General features: G+C 75.1%; 15 protein-coding genes, 2 tRNA genes, 1 pseudogene and 1 riboswitch. Of the genes and pseudogenes, 6 read left to right on the top strand and 12 right to left on the bottom strand.

Annotated elements, in window-relative coordinates; all coding sequences use genetic code 11:
- Positions 1 to 130 precede the first annotated feature (130 nt).
- A tRNA-Ile gene (locus tag ABZ885_RS00945) sits at positions 131 to 204 on the top strand.
- A gap of 57 nt (positions 205 to 261) precedes the next feature.
- Here the strand turns inward: ABZ885_RS00945 and ABZ885_RS00950 are convergent.
- The 3 genes from ABZ885_RS00950 to ABZ885_RS00960 form a co-directional block, all read right to left on the bottom strand.
- Complete coding sequence (locus ABZ885_RS00950) at positions 262 to 834, bottom strand: TetR-like C-terminal domain-containing protein (protein ID WP_360181604.1); 573 nt, start codon at positions 832 to 834, stop codon at positions 262 to 264.
- Between the two features lie 50 nt (positions 835 to 884).
- Positions 885 to 1,712 carry an alpha/beta hydrolase gene (locus tag ABZ885_RS00955; protein ID WP_360181607.1) on the bottom strand — a complete coding sequence of 276 codons (828 nt, stop codon included), beginning with the start codon at positions 1,710 to 1,712 and terminating at the stop codon, positions 885 to 887.
- Between the two features lie 127 nt (positions 1,713 to 1,839).
- Positions 1,840 to 2,130, bottom strand: coding sequence for a YiaA/YiaB family inner membrane protein (locus ABZ885_RS00960; RefSeq protein ID WP_360181610.1), 291 nt, complete (start codon positions 2,128 to 2,130; stop codon positions 1,840 to 1,842).
- A gap of 245 nt (positions 2,131 to 2,375) precedes the next feature.
- Positions 2,376 to 2,534, top strand: a riboswitch (cyclic di-AMP (ydaO/yuaA leader).
- 12 nt (positions 2,535 to 2,546) lie between these two features.
- On the opposite strand from ABZ885_RS00960, the gene ABZ885_RS00965 reads away from it, so the two are divergent.
- Complete coding sequence (locus ABZ885_RS00965) at positions 2,547 to 3,407, top strand: M23 family metallopeptidase (protein WP_360181613.1); 861 nt, start codon at positions 2,547 to 2,549, stop codon at positions 3,405 to 3,407.
- Positions 3,408 to 3,470: 63 nt separating this feature from the next.
- Here ABZ885_RS00965 and ABZ885_RS00970 read toward each other — a convergent pair whose 3' ends face one another.
- Complete coding sequence (locus tag ABZ885_RS00970) at positions 3,471 to 4,343, bottom strand: hypothetical protein (protein ID WP_360181616.1); 873 nt, start codon at positions 4,341 to 4,343, stop codon at positions 3,471 to 3,473.
- Between the two features lie 42 nt (positions 4,344 to 4,385).
- On the opposite strand from ABZ885_RS00970, the gene ABZ885_RS00975 reads away from it, so the two are divergent.
- The 3 genes from ABZ885_RS00975 (at position 4,386) to ABZ885_RS00985 (ending at position 6,770) form a co-directional block, all read left to right on the top strand.
- On the top strand, positions 4,386 to 4,967 hold the full coding sequence (locus tag ABZ885_RS00975; protein ID WP_360181619.1) for a GNAT family protein: 582 nt from the start codon (positions 4,386 to 4,388) through the stop codon (positions 4,965 to 4,967).
- 113 nt (positions 4,968 to 5,080) lie between these two features.
- On the top strand, positions 5,081 to 5,797 hold the full coding sequence (locus ABZ885_RS00980) for a sensor domain-containing protein (RefSeq protein WP_360181622.1): 717 nt from the start codon (positions 5,081 to 5,083) through the stop codon (positions 5,795 to 5,797).
- A gap of 85 nt (positions 5,798 to 5,882) precedes the next feature.
- Positions 5,883 to 6,770, top strand: a complete 888-nt coding sequence (locus tag ABZ885_RS00985; RefSeq protein WP_360181625.1) for a hypothetical protein — start codon at positions 5,883 to 5,885, stop codon at positions 6,768 to 6,770.
- On the opposite strand, the gene ABZ885_RS00990 is transcribed toward ABZ885_RS00985, so the two are convergent.
- From ABZ885_RS00990 to ABZ885_RS01025, 8 genes are all read right to left on the bottom strand, one after another.
- The gene (locus ABZ885_RS00990) at positions 6,706 to 7,860 is read right to left on the bottom strand and encodes a hypothetical protein (RefSeq protein ID WP_360181628.1); all 1,155 of its coding nucleotides are present in this window, start codon (positions 7,858 to 7,860) and stop codon (positions 6,706 to 6,708) included. The two genes, ABZ885_RS00985 and ABZ885_RS00990, sit on opposite strands and share 65 nt — an antisense overlap.
- Positions 7,861 to 8,237: 377 nt before the next feature.
- Positions 8,238 to 9,020 carry a hypothetical protein gene (locus tag ABZ885_RS00995; protein ID WP_360181631.1) on the bottom strand — a complete coding sequence of 261 codons (783 nt, stop codon included), beginning with the start codon at positions 9,018 to 9,020 and terminating at the stop codon, positions 8,238 to 8,240.
- A gap of 231 nt (positions 9,021 to 9,251) precedes the next feature.
- Positions 9,252 to 9,325: transfer RNA gene (locus ABZ885_RS01000), tRNA-Met, on the bottom strand.
- Between the two features lie 50 nt (positions 9,326 to 9,375).
- A complete protein-coding gene (locus tag ABZ885_RS01005) occupies positions 9,376 to 10,683 on the bottom strand; it encodes a PrsW family intramembrane metalloprotease (RefSeq protein ID WP_360181634.1) in 1,308 nt (435 codons plus the stop codon).
- 126 nt (positions 10,684 to 10,809) lie between these two features.
- Complete coding sequence (gene trmB / locus ABZ885_RS01010; RefSeq protein ID WP_360181637.1) at positions 10,810 to 11,640, bottom strand: tRNA (guanosine(46)-N7)-methyltransferase TrmB; 831 nt, start codon at positions 11,638 to 11,640, stop codon at positions 10,810 to 10,812.
- Between the two features lie 127 nt (positions 11,641 to 11,767).
- Positions 11,768 to 13,003 (bottom strand): L-2-hydroxyglutarate oxidase, encoded by a 1,236-nt coding sequence (gene lhgO, locus ABZ885_RS01015; RefSeq protein WP_360181640.1) that lies wholly within the window; start codon positions 13,001 to 13,003, stop codon positions 11,768 to 11,770.
- 77 nt (positions 13,004 to 13,080) lie between these two features.
- Positions 13,081 to 14,676 carry a TROVE domain-containing protein gene (locus ABZ885_RS01020; RefSeq protein ID WP_360181643.1) on the bottom strand — a complete coding sequence of 532 codons (1,596 nt, stop codon included), beginning with the start codon at positions 14,674 to 14,676 and terminating at the stop codon, positions 13,081 to 13,083.
- A gap of 549 nt (positions 14,677 to 15,225) precedes the next feature.
- Entirely contained in the window at positions 15,226 to 16,653 is a 1,428-nt protein-coding gene (locus ABZ885_RS01025) for an MFS transporter (RefSeq protein ID WP_360181646.1), read from the bottom strand.
- 720 nt (positions 16,654 to 17,373) lie between these two features.
- Here ABZ885_RS01025 and ABZ885_RS01030 point away from each other — a divergent pair.
- Positions 17,374 to 18,123 (top strand): annotated as a pseudogene (locus ABZ885_RS01030) (asparagine synthase); the annotation flags it as partial.
- Positions 18,124 to 18,177 lie beyond the last annotated feature (54 nt).

The following is an 18,177-nucleotide window of genomic DNA, read 5'->3' on the forward strand; positions in this document are numbered from 1 at the left end:
ACACTCAATTCTTAATACCTTATTTCTCCGGGCGTCGAACGGCGGCCCATGCGTCGCACCGGTCCCCGGGGGGCCGGCCGGCCGCGGGCAGGACCTGGTCCCGCGGTCGAGTAGACTGTGCTGTCGGCGCGGGCCTATAGCTCAGACGGTTAGAGCGCTTCCCTGATAAGGAAGAGGCCACAGGTTCAAGTCCTGTTAGGCCCACCGCGTCGAAGGGCCCGGAGCGATCACGCTCCGGGCCCTTCCGCATGTCCGGGCCGGTCAGGGGCTCTTCGGCCAGTCGCGCAGGCCGTGGGTGAGGACGGCGATCAGCCGGTCCTGGGTGTCGCCGAGGTCCTCCGCGAGCCGGAACGCGCCGCCGATGGAGAGCGAGGCGAAGCCGTGCGCCACCGAGCGGACGGCGCGGGCGGCGTGGATCGCCTCCGACCCGTCGAGGCCGTACCCGCGCAGCACCGCGATGATCACGCCGACCAGCCGCGTCGCCGCCCGGGTGAGCTCGTCGTCCGGCTGCGGGGCCTGGGGGAGCGCGTTGTAGCGGTGCGGGTACTCGGTGGCGTAGCCGTGGTAGGCGCGCAGCACGGCGGCGACGGCGTCGTCCCCGCCGCGGCCGACGGCGGCCTCGGCGAGCCGGTCGGCCAGCTCCTCGGTGACCCGGACGGCGACCAGCCGGCGCAGCTCGGCCAGTCCGCCGCTCACGTGCTTGTACAGCGAGGGGGTGGCCACCCCGGCCCGCGCGGCGACGGCGGCCAGGGTGAGGGCCTCGGGGCCCTGCTCGTCGATGAGGGCGAGGGCGTGGCCGACGACCTGCTCGGGGGTGAGTCCTACGCGGGGCATGGGGCGGTTCTCCGTGGTTGCGGGGGCGGGGACGGCGGCAGGACGGGCGGTCAGGCCAGCTCGGCGAGGAACGGCAGCAGGGCGTCGGCGGTGGCCTGCGGGTGGTCGGCCATCGGGTAGTGGCCCGCGCCCTCGATCATCACCTTGCGGGCCCGCAGCGCGGCGGCCTGCCGGTCGGCGACCAGCTCCGGCTTGGGGAAGTCGGGGTCCTTGCTGCCCATCACGACCAGGGCCGGGCAGCGCACGGCCGCGGTCCAGCCGGTGGGCGCGGAGTCGCCGCGGACGTAGCCGCGGGTCGCGGTCCTGCGGCCCGGCGTGCGCATCGCGGCGACCAGTCCGTCCACGTACGCGTCGAAGTCGGCCGGCTTGGCGGTCGGGTAGGCCATCCTGCGGTGGTAGAGGCCCCAGAACGCGGGCGAGTGCACCAGCAGCGCGCCCATCGCGGCGAACATCGCGCGCTGCAGGGCGTTCGGCGGCAGGTTCTCGACGAAGGCGTCCAGCAGGACGATCCCGGCGACCCGCTCGGGGGCGTCCCCGGCGACCTTGACCACGGTGGCGCCGGTGTACGAGTTGCCGGCCAGGACGGCGCGCTCGATGCCGAGGTGGTCGAGCAGGGCGAGGACGTCGGTGGCGATGGCGGCGGGCGAGTAGTCGTCCCAGACGATCGAGGACTCGCCGAAGCCGCGCAGGTCCATGGTGATCACCCGGTGGCCGGCCGCGGTCAGCAGCGGGCGGAGGTGCCGGTAGGCGGCCCGGCTGTCCAGCATCCCCGGGACCAGGACGACCGGGAGGCCCTCGCCCTTCTCGGTGTCGTCGTAGGCGAGCCGACCGCCGGTGACGTCCAGGTACTGGGTGGTGGGGGCGGTGATGCCGGACATGGGGGCCTCCTGGGTCCGCCGGGGCTCGGGCGTCGGCGGTGCTGCCGACACCCATAAAGCTAAGGCTAATAGCCTTAGCCGTCAAGCTATCGGCAGAATCCGAATTCGGGGCGCCGGTGGGTGCCGGTCAGACCCCGTCCACCTTGAACGGGTCGTGCTCGGTCAGCAGCTTCTCCAGCCGGGCCTGGTCCACCCGGGTGACGATCTCGGTGGTCTCCTGCCGGTCGCGGATCACCTTGGCCAGGGTGAACGAGGAGGTGACGGTGTAGAGCAGGCCGAGCCCGAGGAAGGCCCGGGTCCAGCCGCCCACCGGGAGGTAGGCGATCCCGACCGCGAGGGCGGTGCCCGAGAGCGCGAAGGAGAGCACGGCCTGGACGAAGTACGCGGCCGTGGTGCGTGACTGCATCGGTGCGTTCATGGCGCCAGGATGGGCCGCGCCGGCCGGGCCGCACATGAGTAGGAGTACTCAGAAACGGGGTCGTTCGTTGACCTCCTATCACGTTCGGTAGTGTCAGTTGGAGTCAATCGCCCCAAAACGCCCATCGAGTGGCGTAAGGTCCGAGCTGGCCCCGGTCGTCCCACGCGGACGGCTTGGAATCAGGGGCTCCTAGGATTAACGTTTGATAACGCAGCGCGGTCCTCAACGCCGTACCCAGACGGCACCGTGCGCCGTCGCCTAATCCCGCCGGCCGGCCTCCGGGCAGGCCAGGGAGCCGGGGAACCACGTTCCTTGGGGTGAATCGGCCGGGCCCAGGCCCAGCCGTAGGAGACCTTCCTGCTCCGAACCCGTCAGCTAACCCGGTAGGCGCGAAGGAAGGAAAGGAGCGCGCCTCCGTGGCGTCGACGCACTCTCCGGCACACCTGCCCGGCTCCACCGCCGGCACCCAGCTGCTCGACAACCCGTGGCCGCCGGCCCACCCGGGCGAGTACGGCGGGGCCGCCGACGAGGCCGCCCCGCAGACCGCCGAGGCCAACCGGCACCGGATGCCGCGTCAGACCCGCGGGACCGCACCGCTGCTCGGCGTCACCGCCGTCGCGGCCACCCTCGGCGCCACCGGCTTCGCCTCCGCGACCCCGGCCGCCGCACCCGCCGTCGAGGCCCCGGACGAGACGCCGGTCGCCCTCTCCGCCGACCCCGGCCTCGCCCTCGCCGCCCGGATCCAGCAGCAGGCCGACAGCCAGCGCACCGCCGCCGAGGAGACCGCCCGCGTGCAGGCCGCCAAGGAGGCCGAGGCCAAGCGCGCCGCCCAGCAGCAGGAGGCCAAGCACGCCGCCGAGGAGGCCGAGAAGGCCAAGCTCGCCGCGATCAACCTGCCGGTGCGCGACTACAACCTCTCCGCCCACTACGGCCAGAGCGCCTCCTACTGGGCCCACCTGCACACCGGCCTCGACTTCGCCGCCGACACCGGCACCCCGGTGTACGCGGTCGGCCAGGGCACCGTCACCTCGGCCGGCTGGGCCGGCTCCTACGGCTACCGGATCGTCGAGACGCTGCCCGACGGCACCGAGATCTGGTACTGCCACCTCTCCTCGATCATCAAGGGCTCCGGCAGCGTCGTCCCCGGCCAGCAGCTCGGCAAGGTCGGCGCCACCGGCAACGTCACCGGCCCGCACCTGCACCTGGAGGTCCGCCCCGGCGGCGGCGCCCCGGTCGACCCGGAGACCTGGTTCGAGCAGCGCGGCATCACCCCCTGACAGCCCGTGGAGCCCCGGCCGCCGCCCCCCGCGAGGGGCCCCGGCGGCCGGGGCCCGCCACGCTCACTCCGCCGGCAGCTGCGCCAGGTACGCGTCGATCTCCTCCTGCCCCGGCTCCGGCGCCAGGTCCGGGAACTCCGCCACCAGCAGCCGCGGCAGCCCCGGCAGCGTCCACGCACCGAGCAGGTCCAGCGCCGCCTCGGCCGCCGCCTCCTCGAACGCCCCGAAGTCCCCGGCCAGCTCCTCCGGCATCGGCCGGCCCAGCGCCGTCAGCTCCGCCAGGTTGCGGTAACTGCGCCGCATCAGCCCCTGCTCCAGCAGCCGCCGGGCCCCGTCGGTGGCCATCCCGACGCTCAGCATCCGGGCCGGACCCCAGCCCTCCTCGTCCAGCTCGTCCAGCCACCCCGCCCCGGCCATCGCCTCGTACGCGGCCCGGCGCTCCTCCCCGGACAGCTCCCGGAACGCCGCCAGCCACTCCCGCACCGCCGCCCCGTCCGCCACGTCCACGCCGTGCGCGTGCAGCAGCAGCGCGTACAGCCGGGGCCAGGTCACCAGATCGGCCCGGCGCAGCAGCCCGGCCGCCACCTCGCCCTGCCACTCGGCCTCGGCGTGCAGCCGCTCCTGCCGCTTGGCGTTCAGCCGCTTCGCCGCCCGCTGGTGGTCCACCAGCAGCCGCACCGCCTCGCCGTACGCCAGCGGGTCCTGCTCCGGCGCGGGCTGCACGTACAGGTGGAGCCGCTCGACCAGCAGCTGCTCCACCGCGTCCGAGGTCAGCTCCGGCCAGCCCTCGTGCATCCTGCCCTCGCCCAGCTCCAGCAGCGCCAGCACCGCCCGCAGCGGCTCCGCGGCCACCGGCGGGCGGCCCTCGGCCTCCGCCCAGGCGAGCAGTTCGGCGGCCTTGGTGCGCGGGGCGAGCCGCAGGTCTTCATCGTTCATGTCACGTACGGTAACCGCAAAGCCCGGGTAGGGTCGGCTGACATGGTCCCCGTCCGACTCACCGGCCCCCGCCTGGCCATCCGCGAGTTCCAGCACACCCCGGGCGACGTCGACGCGCTGCACGCGATCTTCGGCGACCCGGAGGCCACCCGCTACCTGCCCTTCGAACCGCACGACCGGGAGCACTGCGCGGACCAGATCGCGCAGTACCTGGAGGAGGCGCTCCAGGAGGAACGGACGGTCTACCGGCTCGCCGTCACCCGGCGCGCCGACGCGGACGACCCCGCCGACGCCACCCCGATCGGCAACGCCGCCCTCACCCTCGGCGGCCGGCGCTCCGCCGCCCTCGGCTACGCGCTGCGCCCCGACACCTGGGGCAACGGCTACGCGGGCGAGGTCACCGCGCTGCTCTGCGACTTCGCGTTCGGCCCGCTCGGCCTGCACCGGCTGGCCGCCCTGGCGGACGTGGCGAACACGGCCTCCGCCCGGGTGCTCACCCGGGCCGGCTTCCAGCGCGAGGGCCGGGTGCGGCACGACGTGTACCGGGGCGGCACCTGGCACGACTCCTTCCAGTACTCGCTGCTCGCCGACGAGTGGCGGGCCGGGGCCGGACAGGGGGGTTAACCCCACCCCCGGTCCGCCGGGGAACCGGATGTCCGCCGGCCCGTGCCTTTGACAGCCTGGTGACACCCGCCCGACCGGCACCCGCCGCAGACCTGAGGACCGAGGCCCGGCCAATGAGCAGCACCAGCCAGAGCATGCAGCGCGACGCGTACGACCGCCACGAGGGCGCTCTCCGTACCCAGGAGCCGCCGTACGCCTGGCGGGCGCCGTTCTCCTCCTACTTCTACCGGGAGCTGGGCTTCACGCTCACCGGGCTGCCGGTCGCCCTCGCGGGCTTCGCCTTCGCCGTCCCGCTGTTCAGCCTCGGCCTCGGCACCGGCGTCACCGTCCTCGGCCTGCCGGTGCTGGCCGCGCTCACCGCCGGCGCCCGCGGCTTCGGCCGGCTGGAGCGCTCCCGGACCCGCAGCATGCTGGCGCTGGACGTGCCCGGCCCGGCGCCGGTCCGGGTGGAGCGGCCCGGGACCTGGGGCGGGATCACCGCCCGGCTGGCGGACGCGGCCGGCTGGAAGGCCGTGCTGTACCAGGTGCTGATGTTCCCCTGGGCGGTGCTGAGCTTCTCGCTGTCGCTGGTCTTCCTGCTGCTCGGCTGGTCGTTCGCGCTCTACCCCGTCTACCACTGGGTCTTCCCGACCTACACCGACTGGCCGGGCTACCGGGTGTTCGACTACACCGACGGGCACGGCGTCCAGCACGCCTACTACGTCGAGTCGCCGCTGCAGATCGCCGGGATGTCGCTGGTCGGGCTGTTCTTCGTCTTCCTCACCCCGCAGCTGGTGCGCGGTCTGACCAACGTCAACCGGCTCGCCGTCCGGGGCCTGCTCGGCCGCTGACCGGCGGCGCCTCCCCACCGCCCGGTCCCGCCCGCACCCGGACGCCCCGGATGCGGGCGGGGCCGGCCCGTGTTCCGATGGCCGGATGGCAGCCCCCACCGCCGGTGCCGCCCCCGTCGCCCGGGCCACCCCCGTCGCCCGGGCCACCCCCGTCGCCCGGGCCACCCCGGCCCGCTCCGCGGCGGAGCAGGCCGGCGTCCTCGTCACCTCCCGCCCGCTGGACGAGTACTGCAGGCTCTTCGGCCTGACCCGGGCCGGGCTCGCCGCCCTCCCCGGGCCGCTGCTCGACTGCCCCGGCGGCGCGGCCGGCCTCGCCGCCGAGGCCCGCGAACTGGGCTGCCACGTGATCGCCACCGACCCCGCGTACGCCCGGCCCGCCCCCGAGGTCGCGGCCCGGGCCCTCGCCGCCCGGGAGACGATGGCCGCCGCGATGGCCGCCCGGCCCGACCTCCACCCCGCTCCCCGCCGCCACCCCGGCGACCACTACCTGCGCAGCTGGGACCGGGCCCGCCGGCTGTTCACCGCCGACGCCGCGGCCCATCCGCAGCAGTACGTGGCCGCCGCGCTGCCCCGGCTCCCGTTCGCCGACGGCACCTTCGCCCTCACCCTCAGCGGGTACCTGATCTTCGCCTACCCCGAACTGTTCGGCCCCGACCGGCAGCTGGCCGCGCTCACCGAACTGGTCCGGGTCACCGCCCCCGACGGCGAGGTGCGGGTCCACCCCCTGAACGACGGCACGGGCCGCCGCTGCCCCCACCTCGACGCGCTCCGGCACGCCCTCGGCGAGCGGTGGATCGCCAGCGAGGTCCGCCGTGTCGCGCCCACCGGCGCCGACCGCCCCCGCCGCGTCCTGGTCCTGCGCCGCGCCGACCACCGCCGGCGGGCCGCCGCGGAGCCCCGGGCGGAGCTCAGGCGTCCTGCCGGGGCCCGTCGGCCGGACCGGGCTGCCGGGGGAGGCCGGGCTGCTGGGTGAGGTCCGACTGCTGGGGGAGAGCCGCCTGCGGCGGGACGGCCGTCGTGTCCAGGCTGGAGAGGATCTTCTCCGCCAGCCAGCTCCGGTCCGAGCCGTACGGGATGCCGTCCGGCGCCATCAGCCGGCCGGCCACCGCCCCGCGCAGCCGCTGCGCCTCGGCGGCCGGCAACCGGGAGAGCAGGCCGCGGGCGGCCAGCAGCGCGTGGTACTGCTCGAAGCCCGAGCGCGGCTGCTCGATCGCCTCCACCACGCTGGCGAGGTCGGCCAGCGCCGGGTCGCCCTGCATCAGGGCCAGCGCCTGGATCCGCCGGCCCTCGGAGCCGTCCGCGAACAGCTCGCGCACCTGGTCCGCGGTGAGCGCCGACCGCCGCGCCGTCGAACGGACCTCGGCCACCACGCTCTCCGGCCCGGCCGCTGCGCTCGGCGGCAGCTGGCCGGCCAGCTGCTCCGGGCGGTCCACGCTGCCGCCGAGCAGGCCCAGGTGCTGCATCGCCCGCACCCGCAGGTCGTCCGCACCCACCTTGTCGCCCTTGCGGTCCCGGTCCTGGCCGGCCAGGAAGAGGTCCAGCGCCTGGTCCGCGTCGGAGAGCACCTGCGGCAGCATCAGCCGGGTCACCAGCCAGCCGGCCAGGAAACCGGACACCAGGAAGTACAGGACCAGCGCCGCCGCGAACGGCTCCGCGCCTTCGCCGCCGCCCAGCGCGGGTGCCAGCGCCGACCCGAGCCGGTGCAGCCGGTCGCCGAGCGACCCGAGCTGGGTCAGCCCGACGCCGAGCAGCACCTTGGTCAGCCAGTCCGAGACCTGCTCCAGATTGGTGTTCGGCGCGTACGAGCCGTGCGGCTCACCGCCGGCGCCGGCGCCGGCACCCCGCACCCGCGGCACCCCGAACAGGAACCCGAGCGCGCCGCCCAGCACCACCGCGGCCGCGGCCACCACCAGGCCGCCGCCCAGCGCCTGCCAGGCCCGCTCCCGGCCGAGCGAGAACAGCAGCAGCCCGAGCACCCCCACCCCGGGCAGCGCCCAGGCCGCACCGCGCTGCACCGCGCGTACGGCCTCCCCGCCCCCGGCCCGTCGGCCCGTCCCCGCCATCGCGTACCCCCTGTACCCGTCCCGCTACGGAATCCGGGCCGACTCTAGCGCCGTGGCCGGGCGGCCGGAACGCCGTCCGGCGCCGCCGGGAACGCAGACGGCCCGTGGGCTGCTCCTCCGCGCCGGCCCTGTGCGGGGCCGGGCGCCGAGGCACCGGGGATGTACCGGTGAGCCCACGGGCCGGGTGACTGCTTGGGATTTCGCCTGCCGGAGACCAGGGGTCTCGCCCTGCGCAGGCAGGGGCGCTCTAGCGAGCAGCCACCTCACGCATCCTGATGGAACTCAATTCAGGATCACCTCCTTTCAGTGTGCGGCCACTGTAGGCAGGTCTCCCGAAGGAGGGCAACGGATTTAACCGCGACCGTCGCCCCGCCGGGTCAGGCGCCCTGGAGCTGCTGCTTGAACTTGGCGAAGTCGATGACGTTGTCGGCCGACGGGGCCTGCACGGTCAGCGGCTTGTCGTAGTCGGTGAAGTCGATCTGGCCGCTCTCCTTGCCGGTGCCGGCGGCCTTCTCGATCCGGACCGGGTAGAACTTGCCCTCGGTGGCGACGTGGATGGTCGACTGCTCGCCCTTGTCGTCGGTCGTGGTCAGGGTGAAGGTCTTCACGCCGTTGACGTTGGCCGCGGCGCCCTTCTTGACGTCGCTCTTGCTGCCGTCGTCCTCGGTGATCTTCTTGCTGAACTCGGCGAGGTTGCAGACCGAGGACAGGGCCTTCATCTGCGGGTCGTTGTCGAAGCCGGTCAGGTAGCGGCCCTTGAACAGCTCGCCGGCCTGCTCGCCCTTCGGGCCGCCGAAGGCCTTCCAGAACTCCTTGTCCGGCTTGATGTAGGAGGTCTTGCCGTCGCTGATGATCTCGAAGCTGCCCATGCCGGGCACGCCCATCGAGCCGGTGCACTGGCCCTTGGTGTCGAGCGACAGGTTGATGGCGGTCTTGCCGTCCTCGGTGACCATGTTGCCGGCGATCTTGACGGAGGCGGCGCCGGCCAGGGCGTCCTTCGCCTGCTTCTCGATCTCCTGGGCGCTCAGCTTGTCGGTGTCGAGCTTCGGGACGGAAGCGGCGGCGGACTTGTCGCTGCCCTTGTTGTCGCCGCAGGCGGCCGTGCCCGCTGCCAGGAGCAGGCAGATCGCGGCAGTGGTGGCAACGCGCTTCGAGAGCATGGGAGCTTCCTTACTCGATGCGCCGGGGCGCATCCGAACGGGTGAATGTCACCCTGAGTATGGGTGAAGCGCCGATTGTCCGATCTTCGAAACCGGTGGGCGTTACCGCTTCGTAGCGGGACTGTTGCGGCCCGCACCCGGCCCGTACCTGACGGCGACCGCGGCCCGGACCTGCGGCCGGACATGCGAAAGGCCCGGAGGACGAATCCTCCGGGCCTTTCGGCTACTGAGTAGCGGGGACAGGATTTGAACCTGCGACCTCTGGGTTATGAGCCCAGCGAGCTACCGAGCTGCTCCACCCCGCGTCGGTGAACACAACAATACGGGGAAGTCGCGCGGATGGGAAATCCGTTCCTCACGGGGCGTGCGAAGGGGTGCGTGAGGGGGCGTGCGCCGGCGCCTTCGGACGGCGCCCGGCATGCCGCGCCGTCCGCGCCCTGGCCCAGACGGCGAAGCAGAGCAGCGCGCCGAAGCAGGGCACCATCAGCAGCGCGTAGACCAGCAGGAAGCCGTGCGTGCCGAGGTCGGCCGCGGCGTTCCAGGTGCCGTGCAGGGCCATCGCGAGCAGCAGCCCGGCCGGTGCGGCCAGCCGGGCCAGCCAGCGGCGGCCGGTGGTGAGGGTGACGGCCAGGCCGAGTCCGGTCAGCGCGGTGAACAGCGGGTGCGCGAAGGGGGAGAGCAGGCCGCGCAGGACGAAGGTCTGCACGGTGCTGTCGAAGTCGCGCAGGCTGGGCGCCTCGCCGAGGCCGATGCTGTCCAGCCGCTGCTGCTGGTCGTCGGTGAACGCGCGCCCCAGGTAGAGGGCGTTCTCGGTGAAGGCGAAGCCGCAGGCGGTGATCCCGCCGAGGACGACCCCGGCCGCCAGCGTGCGCGGGCGGGCCCGGGCGCGCGGCCGGTCGTGGCTCAGCGGGTAGGGGCGCAGGTAGGGCAGCGGGCGCAGGTAGGGCCGCAGCCGCCCGCGGGCGTGCGGCAGGGCCGGCCGCCGGTCGTACGGGCGCGGCTGCCGGGGGCCGGGCAGCCGGCGCAGCACGGTCGCGCAGGGGCGGTCGGTGCGGTGGCCGCGGCAGCGGAGCCGTTGGCCGAGCGGGAGCAGCAGGACGAGCAGGGCGGCGCCCTTGGCGCTCTCCTCGATCACCGGGGTGACCAGGTCGGCGCCCAGCGTCTCGCCCAGGGTGCCCTGGTGGGCGGTCAGGTAGCTGCTGGTCCAGCCGTTGGCGAGGATCGCGGCGGTGGTCGCCGCGAAGGCGCCCCAGCCGAGGCAGAACACGGTGTGCCGCAGCGGTACCCGGGCGGTCAGGTTGAGCCAGGCGAGGCCGCCGAGCACGAAGGGCAGCGGGATCATCGCCAGGCCGAGGCCGACCAGCAGCCCGGTGGTCCCGGTCTGGCGGCGCACCAGATGCAGGATCAGCACGCCGCAGGCGGCCAGTGCGAGCACGGCGGTCGCGGTGACCGAGGAGAGCGCGACCGAGCGGGCGGGCCGCGGCAGCCGGGGTCCGGCGGCCGCGGTCGCGGCCGGGACTGGCGGCCCGGGCACGGTCCGGTGGGCCCGGCGCTCCCGGGGCCCCGGAATGGTGCGGGTGCCGGCGGTGCGCGTGGGCATCTCTCGGGCGTCGGCGGCGGCCTGGACGGTGGTCCGGTACCCGCCGTCGGACGGGCTGCTCACCCGGCACAGGGTAGGCCACGGCGGCGGCCCGCCGGGAGGACCCGGGACGAATCCCCCCGTACGGATCCGGTGCTCGCGGGCCGGGCGGGGCGGGAGCGGGCGCCGGGTCGAACACCCGGCGCCGGCTCAGCGGCGGCGGAACAGCAGGTCGTGCACCACGTGGCCCTTGGCGAGGCCGGCCCGTTCGAACTTGGTGACCGGCCGCCAGTCCGGGCGCGGTGCGTAGCCGGGGATGCTGCCGTCCGGGTGGTCGGCGGGCTCCAGCCAGCCGGTGCCGTCACCCCCGGGGTGCAGGTTCTCCAGCTCGGGCGAGGCGGAGAGCACCTCCAGCATCTGCTCGGCGTACGGCTCCCAGTCGGTGGCGCAGTGCACCAGGGCGCCGGGGGCGAGCCGGGGCAGCACCAGGTCCAGGAAGGACGGCTGGACCAGTCGGCGCTTGTGGTGCTTGGGCTTGGGCCACGGGTCGGCGAAGTAGACCCGCAGACCGGCCAGCGAGGCGTCGGGGAGCATGTCGCGCAGCAGGATCACGGCGTCGCCGGCGGCGAGCCGGACGTTCTGCGAGCCGTCCCGCTCCAGCATCCCGAGCAGGTTGCCGTGGCCGGGGGTGTGGACGTCGGCGGCGAGGATGCCCGTGGCCGGGTCGGCGGCGGCCATCGCGGCGGTGGTCTCGCCCATGCCGAAGCCGATCTCCAGGGTGACCGGGAGGCCGCCGAAGAGCTCGCCCAGGTCGAGCGGGCTGCCGTCGATCGCGATGCCGTACGTCTCCCAGCCCCGGTCCAGCGCGCCCGCCTGGGCGTTGGTCATCCGGCCCCGGCGCGGCTGGAAGCTGCGGATGCGCCGCTCGCTGTGCTGGGCCTCGGTGGCCCGGTGCGGGTACATCGGCGCGGGGTAGCCGGCCGGCGCGGCGGAGAGCCGGGCGGACGGCGATTGCTGGGGGATCGGGGCGGTGGCAGTCACAATCACCCGAGTCTACGGGGCCGTGCGGTGCGGGCCGCAGGGCCTGTGACGCACGCGACGCGGGGCGGGCGGCGCACTGCTCACCCGCCCCCGCTGCTCACCCGTCCGCCCCTCGCGCGCCCGCTGCTCACCCGCCCGCCTCCAGCGCGGCCAGTGCCCGGCGGGCCACCTCGCGGCCGATCGGCAGCGAGGCGGTGGCCGCCGGGGAGGGCGCGTTCAGCACGTGCACCAGGCGGCGGGTGGAGCGCGGGTCGTCCGGGTCGAAGCCGGCGAAGGCGAAGTCGTCCAGCAGGGCGCCGTCCCGGGCCACCGCCTGGGCCCGCACCCCGGCCGTGGCCGGGACGAGGTCCTCCGCGGTGACGGCCGGCAGCAGCCGCCGGACGGCGGTGGTGAACGCCCGCTTGGAGAGCGAGCGGTGCAGCTCGCCGAGCTCGTACCGCCAGTGGCGGCGGGCGATCTGCCAGGTGCCGGGGAAGGCGATCGTGCCGGCCAGGTCGCGCGGGCGGACGGTGCGCCAGTCGTAGCCCTCGCGGGCCAGCGCCGGCACCGCGTTCGGCCCGACGTGCACGTCGCCGTGGATGCCCCGGGTCAGGTGGACGCCGAGGAACGGGAACGCCGGGTCGGGCACCGGGTAGACCAGGCCGCGCACCAGCTCCCGCCGGTCCTTGGCGAGTTCGTAGTACTCCCCGCGGAAGGGCACGATCCGCACGCCGGGGTCGTCGCCGGCCAGCCGGGCGATCCGGTCGCTGTGCAGGCCCGCGCAGTTCACCAGCACCCGGCAGCGCAGTTCGCCGGCCGAGGTCTGCACCGTCACGCCGTCGGCCCGGCGGGCGACCGCCCGCAGCTCGGTGCCGGTCCGCAGCTCGGCGCCGGCCTCGCGGGCCAGCCGCGCGTAGGCGCCGGCCACGGCGGGGAAGTCGCAGATGCCGGTGGTGCCGATGTGCAGCCCGGCGATGCCGGTGACCTCCGGCTCGTACCCCCTGATGCCGGCCCGGTCCAGCTCGGTGACCGGTATGCCGTTCTCCCGGCCGCGCTCGGCCAGCGCGTGCAGCCGGGGGAGTTCGGCCGGGTCGGTGGCCACGATCAGCTTGCCGGTCACCTCGTACGGGATGTCGTGGCTGTGGCAGAAGCCGACCATCTCCGCCGCGCCCGCGACGGCGTAGCGGGCCTTGAGCGAGCCCGGCCGGTAGTAGACGCCGCTGTGGATGACGCCGCTGTTGCGGCCGGTCTGGTGCGCCGCGAAGCCGGCTTCCTTCTCCAGCACGGCGAGCCGCAGCCCCGGCCGTTCCCGGGTCAGCGCGTACGCCGTGGAGAGCCCGACGATGCCCCCGCCCACCACCAGCACGTCGACGTCGTACGCCACTGCCCGCTCCTCGCCTCGACCGGCCCGCCCGCCCGCCGCCGATGCTGCCACGGCGGGCGGTGCCGGTCGAGGGTGCCTCAGCGCCCCGGCCGCTCCAGCCACGGCCAGGTCGCGTCGCGCCCGGATTCCAGCAGCGGGATGAGCCGGAAGGCCGCGTCGCCCAGGCCGCCGAAGGTGTGCCGGCCGGCCGCGCCGCTGGGACCGTGGCCGGTCGCGTAGCCGGCCAGGTTCCAGGTGTAGACGGGCACCCCGGACGGGACGGCGGCGAGCGGGTCGCCGTTCCAGTGGCCGGGGCCGGTCTGCTCGTCGGTGACGATGACCACCCGGTCGTGGCCGCGGTAGTGGCTGCGGACGGCGGCGGCGGTGTCGGTGCCGCCGAGGTCGGTGAAGCGTTCCAGCACCCGCAGCACCGGCTCGCCCTTCGCCACCGCCACGACCCGGCTGGTGGTGCCGAACTCGACCAGGTCCGCGTGGGCGGCCCGGACCTTCAGCGCCGTGCCGAAGATCGCCGCCGAGTCGGCCCGGTTGAGCAGGGTCTGCACGCTCGGCCGGTCGAACATCGAGCCCGAGCGGTCCACCAGGATCAGCGTGCGGCCGGGCAGCGCGGGGACGTTGGCGAGCGAGTGGGAGAGTGCGGTCTCCAGCGCGTGCCCCCAGCGCAGCGACGGCGCGTGCCGGTACGCGGCGAGGTAGCGGAACGGGAACTGGCGGGAGCGGAGCACCTCGCCCTTGTCGCCGATCCGCCGGGCGACCGCGGCCGCGACCTCGTCCGAGACCCCGGCCCGGTCGAAGTTGCGCAGGTTGCGGACCAGTGCCATCGGCCCCATCGAGGGGATGACCGCCTCCCAGACGGCCGCGTCCAGCGGGCCCTGCAGCCAGCCGGCCAGCGCCTCCCAGGTCAGCCCGGCCGCGGCCAGCCGCTCGGCGCCGCCCTCCGCGGTCACCGCGGCCCGGCGCTCCTCGACCGGCAGCGCGAGCAGCTCGCGGTTGGCGGTGAGCAGCGCGTCCGAGGCCGGCGGGACGGCCTCCTCCGGCCGGTGCCGCCGGTCCAGCGCGTAGCGGAACAGCTCGCCCTGCCACGGCTTGGCCGGGTCGGGCGCGGGGTGGGTCAGCTCCAGCACGTCACCGAAGCGGTAACCCCTGGCCGCGGTGTCGTACTTGAGCAGCGAGCGGCCGTGGTAGAGCCGCCGGACGGCGTCCGCGACGCCGCGCTTGACCGGCTTCGGCAGCGCGCGGCCGTACCGCGACGTCCAGTAGGCGAGCAGCTCGCCGGGTTCGTCCGCGCGCTGCAGTACCGCGTCGACGGCCTGCCGGGAGAAGCCGGGCGCGCCGGCGTCCAGCCGGGCCCGGGTGAACTCGGCGGCGCCGACCAGCGCGGCGGTCCGCAGGTGGGCGTCGGAGCGCAGCCAGCGCAGCAGGCCGAGGGTCCACTCCGGGTCGGAGACGGCGAGTCGGCGCACCAGCGCGGTGTAGCGGTCGTCGCGGGCGCCGCCGGTCTCGTAGAAGGTGTCCTGGCCGACGAGGTTGGCGACGGCCAGCAGGAAGAGTTCCGACTTCGCGTGCCGCAGGTGGCCGGTGCCGCCGTTGTGGTTGGCCGTGCGCTGCCCGGTGGTGGTCACGGGCGAGCCCGGACCCGGTGTGGGTGTGGCCTTGCGGACGTTGAAACGCGACATGCTGGAATCCCCCTGCTGACCGGATGGAAACGCGCAGGAGGCATGGCGGAGAGAGGGGTGCCCGAGATCGTGCCGGCCCGGCGGCCGACGTCGGCGGAGGTGTATGCCTTGTGCTCTACCCGATTGAGCTACCGGCCGTACTCGCGTACGGACCGGCCGGGATTCGAACCCGGAACCTCAAGATCCGAAGTAACCCCCGCCTGCGCACCGGGCACCCCGGCGCTCTGCCTCCCGAGATCAAGGTGGCGGCGGTGTTGTTGTCCGATTCACCGCACCCCGCTGGGGGGCACTCCACGAAGTAACCGCTGCCGTCGCACCGGGAGGTGCGGAAAACCTATTCACGAATGGGTGTCCAGAGTTCTGGAGCGGCTGGGGTGACATAGCTGCTCTACCGACTGAGCTACACCGGCCCGAAAGCCGGTGACGGGACTCGAACCCGCGACACGCCCATTAAGAGTGGAAGTAACCCCTGCCTGCGCACCTGGACGAGAGAGACGATAGCCAGGCCTCTCGCGCCGGTGCATCCGAATTACCGTCGGGGAGTTCCGCTCACGCCGGGGCGACGATCACCGCACGGGCGCGTTCCGTCAACTCCCGTACGCGGCGTTCACCCTGGAACGGTTCGAGGCGGCGGAGCATCTCCACCACGTACTCGCGGCTGCGCTGGGAGGAGATCCGCCCGGCCACCTCGACGGCCCGTTCGCCGGCCGCCACCGCCGCGTCCAGGTTGCCCGCCTCGGCCTCGGCCATCGCCGAGACCACCAGCCGCAGCCCGTGCGAGCGGACGAAGCCCTCGGTCGGCCGGGCCAGTGCCTCCCGGGTGAACTGGCGGACCTTGGAGGGCACGCCGAGGTCGCGGAAGCACTCGGCGGCGTCGGCGGCGAGCCGGTCGTAGGCGTAGAAGTCGATCCACGCCGGGTCGGGATCCCCGGCGCGGGCCCGTTCGAGTGCGCTCTCCGCGGCCCCGAGCGCCGTTGCGCACGCCGCCGCGTTGCGGGCCTTGGCCTGGGCCCGGGCCTCGACCAGGTGGAAGAAGCTCATGGTGCGGGCGGTGGCCAGCCCCCGGTTGCGCTCCAGGGCGGCCTGGGCGAGGTCCACCGCCTCCTCGGCGAAGCCGCGGTAGCCGGACTGCAGGCTCATCGAGGCCAGCACGTAGCCGCCGAGCGGCACGTCGGCGGCGGCCCGGGCCAGCCGCAGGGCCTGGATGTAGTAGCGCTGGGCGGCCTCGTGCTGGCCGGTGTCGAAGGCCATCCACCCGGCGAGCCGGGTGAGTTCGGCCGTCGCGCCGAACAGCGCCCGGCCGACGGCGTCGCTGTACGAGGCGAGCAGCAGCGGCGCCGCCTCCACCCGCAGGCACTCCGGCACCATCGACGAACGCCAGTCCCCGCCGCCGTACTTGGAGTCCCAGCGGCGGGCCTCCTGGGCCGCCTCGCGCAGCTTCGCGGCGTCCGAGTGGCCGACCCGGTACGAGCCCGGGTCGGCGGGCGTGCGCGGCGCCTCGCGGGCCACCGAGCCGTCCGCCGGGGTGATCAGCCAGCGGGAGACGGGGGTCGCGTACGCGGCGACCGAGAAGGTGCCGGCCAGGCTGTCGCTCCAGCGGCCGCCGCCGGGGCCGCGCCGCAGGTCGAGGTCGACCCGCCAGAGGTCGGTGGCCGAGCGGACCGCCTCGGAGACCTCGCGCGGGAAGGCCAGGCCGAGTTCGGGCGCCGGGTCGGTGTCGCCGAGGCCGATCTCCTCCAGCGGCACCGGCCGGCCGAGCTTGCCGCCGATCGCGGTGGCGATCAGGTGCGGGACGGGGCCCTGCGGGACCATGCCCTTGCTGACCCAGCGGGCCACCGAGGTCTTGTCGTAGCGCAGCGTCAGTCCGCGCTGGGCGCCGAGGTCGTTGACCCGGCGGGCCAGGCCGGCGTTGCTGATCTGGGCGAGGGTCAGGAGCGTGCCGAGCCGTTCGTTCGGTCCTCGTGGGCTGACGGTCATGGTGGCGGCGGCACCTCCTGCGGCCTTGTGCGCGGGGCCCGGGCGGCACCGGGCCGTGGCTGCTGTACCTAGAGTAGTCGGACGCGTTCCGAGGGTTAAGAGGCCGCATTCCGGATGGCGGGATCGCGCACCCGGTGCCGGACGGCGGCCGCCCGGGCGGAGTTGGTCCGGACCGCTCGGAACCGGCCGCGGCGGGTGCGTCCGGCCGCGCGCCGGAGCGTTGTGCTCCGGTCCCGTGTCGATGTGCGCCCGGCCGTGCCCCCTGGCCCGACCGGCTGGTGGGCGATTCGCTGGTGGTCGTGGGTCGGCCCGCCGTCGAGGACCCGGCGGGCCGGGGGATGCCGCCGTCTCAATCCCCGCGGACGGCGGCGGAGTCCGGGAGGGCATGCGGATGCCCTCCCGGGCCGAACGACGCCTTTCGGCCATTGCGCGATGGCCATGACAAGGCGTGGGCAGGGGCGGTCCGGGCCAGGGAGGGGGAGGCCCGGGCCGCCCGGCCGGAGCCCGCGCCCGCGCCCCGTACGCGCCCCGGCACCCGGCCGGTGAACACCGACCGGAAACGCCAACTCCGGTCACGGGACCGGCGACCGGTGGCACGATGTCTCCTGACGGCACGCCGGATCCGCGGTGGCGGCCGCCGCGGCGCGCCACGGGCCGGCCGGGGCTGCCCCCGGGGGCGGACGCGCCGTGCGGCGGAGGTCCTCGTCCGGTGGAGGCGCGATGCGGTGGCTGACGGGCTGGAGCACGGGCGCGCCCCGGGCGGGCGCTCCGGCGCACGAAGCGCCCGGCACAGTGGCGCCCATCGCCGCGCGCCCCCTGTGGGCCGGCCCCAGCCCGCTCTGGGCGGTCGGCGACTGGCGCCCCGAGGAGATCCGGCTCGCCACCCTCCGCCCCGGCGCCCCCGCCACCGTCACCACCGGCCCGGCCGGTCCCGACCCCGTCGAGGACACCCCCGCCACCACCCGGCTCGCCGTCCTCGGCCACTGCGGCGCCTCCGACGCCGAACTGGCCGCCGGCCTCGCCGCCGCCCGGGGCGGCGCCGTCCGCCACCTCACCGCCTGGCCCGGCAGCTACACCGTCGTCCTGCGCACCGGCACCCGCTCCACCGTGCTGCTCACCGACCTGGCCGGCGCCCAGCCCGTCTTCCACACCCCCTGGGCCGGCGGCACCGCGTACGCGACCGCCGCCCTCCCGCTCGCCGACCTGGTCGGCGCCCCGCTCGACACCGGCCACCTGGCCGCCCGGCTCGCCTGCCCCGAGTCCCCGGAGGCGCTCGGCACCGGCACCCCGTACCTCGGCGTGCAGCAGGTGCCGCCCGGCCACGCGCTGGCCATCCGCGGCGGTCGCCCCTATCTCTCGGCGTACGACGAACCCGGCGGCCCGGGCCGGCCGCGCGGCGAGGCGCCGGCCGTCCGCGAACTCACCCGCGCGCTGCTGGAGTCGGTCCGCTCCCGGGTCACGGCCGTCCGCTCCGGGTGGAGCCGGGCGAAGGCCTCGACGTGGAAGCCCGCCAGCGAATGACCC

Origin of the sequence: Kitasatospora sp. NPDC047058 (assembly GCF_040643935.1) — a bacterium.
Taxonomy (GTDB): Bacteria; Actinomycetota; Actinomycetes; order Streptomycetales; family Streptomycetaceae; genus Kitasatospora.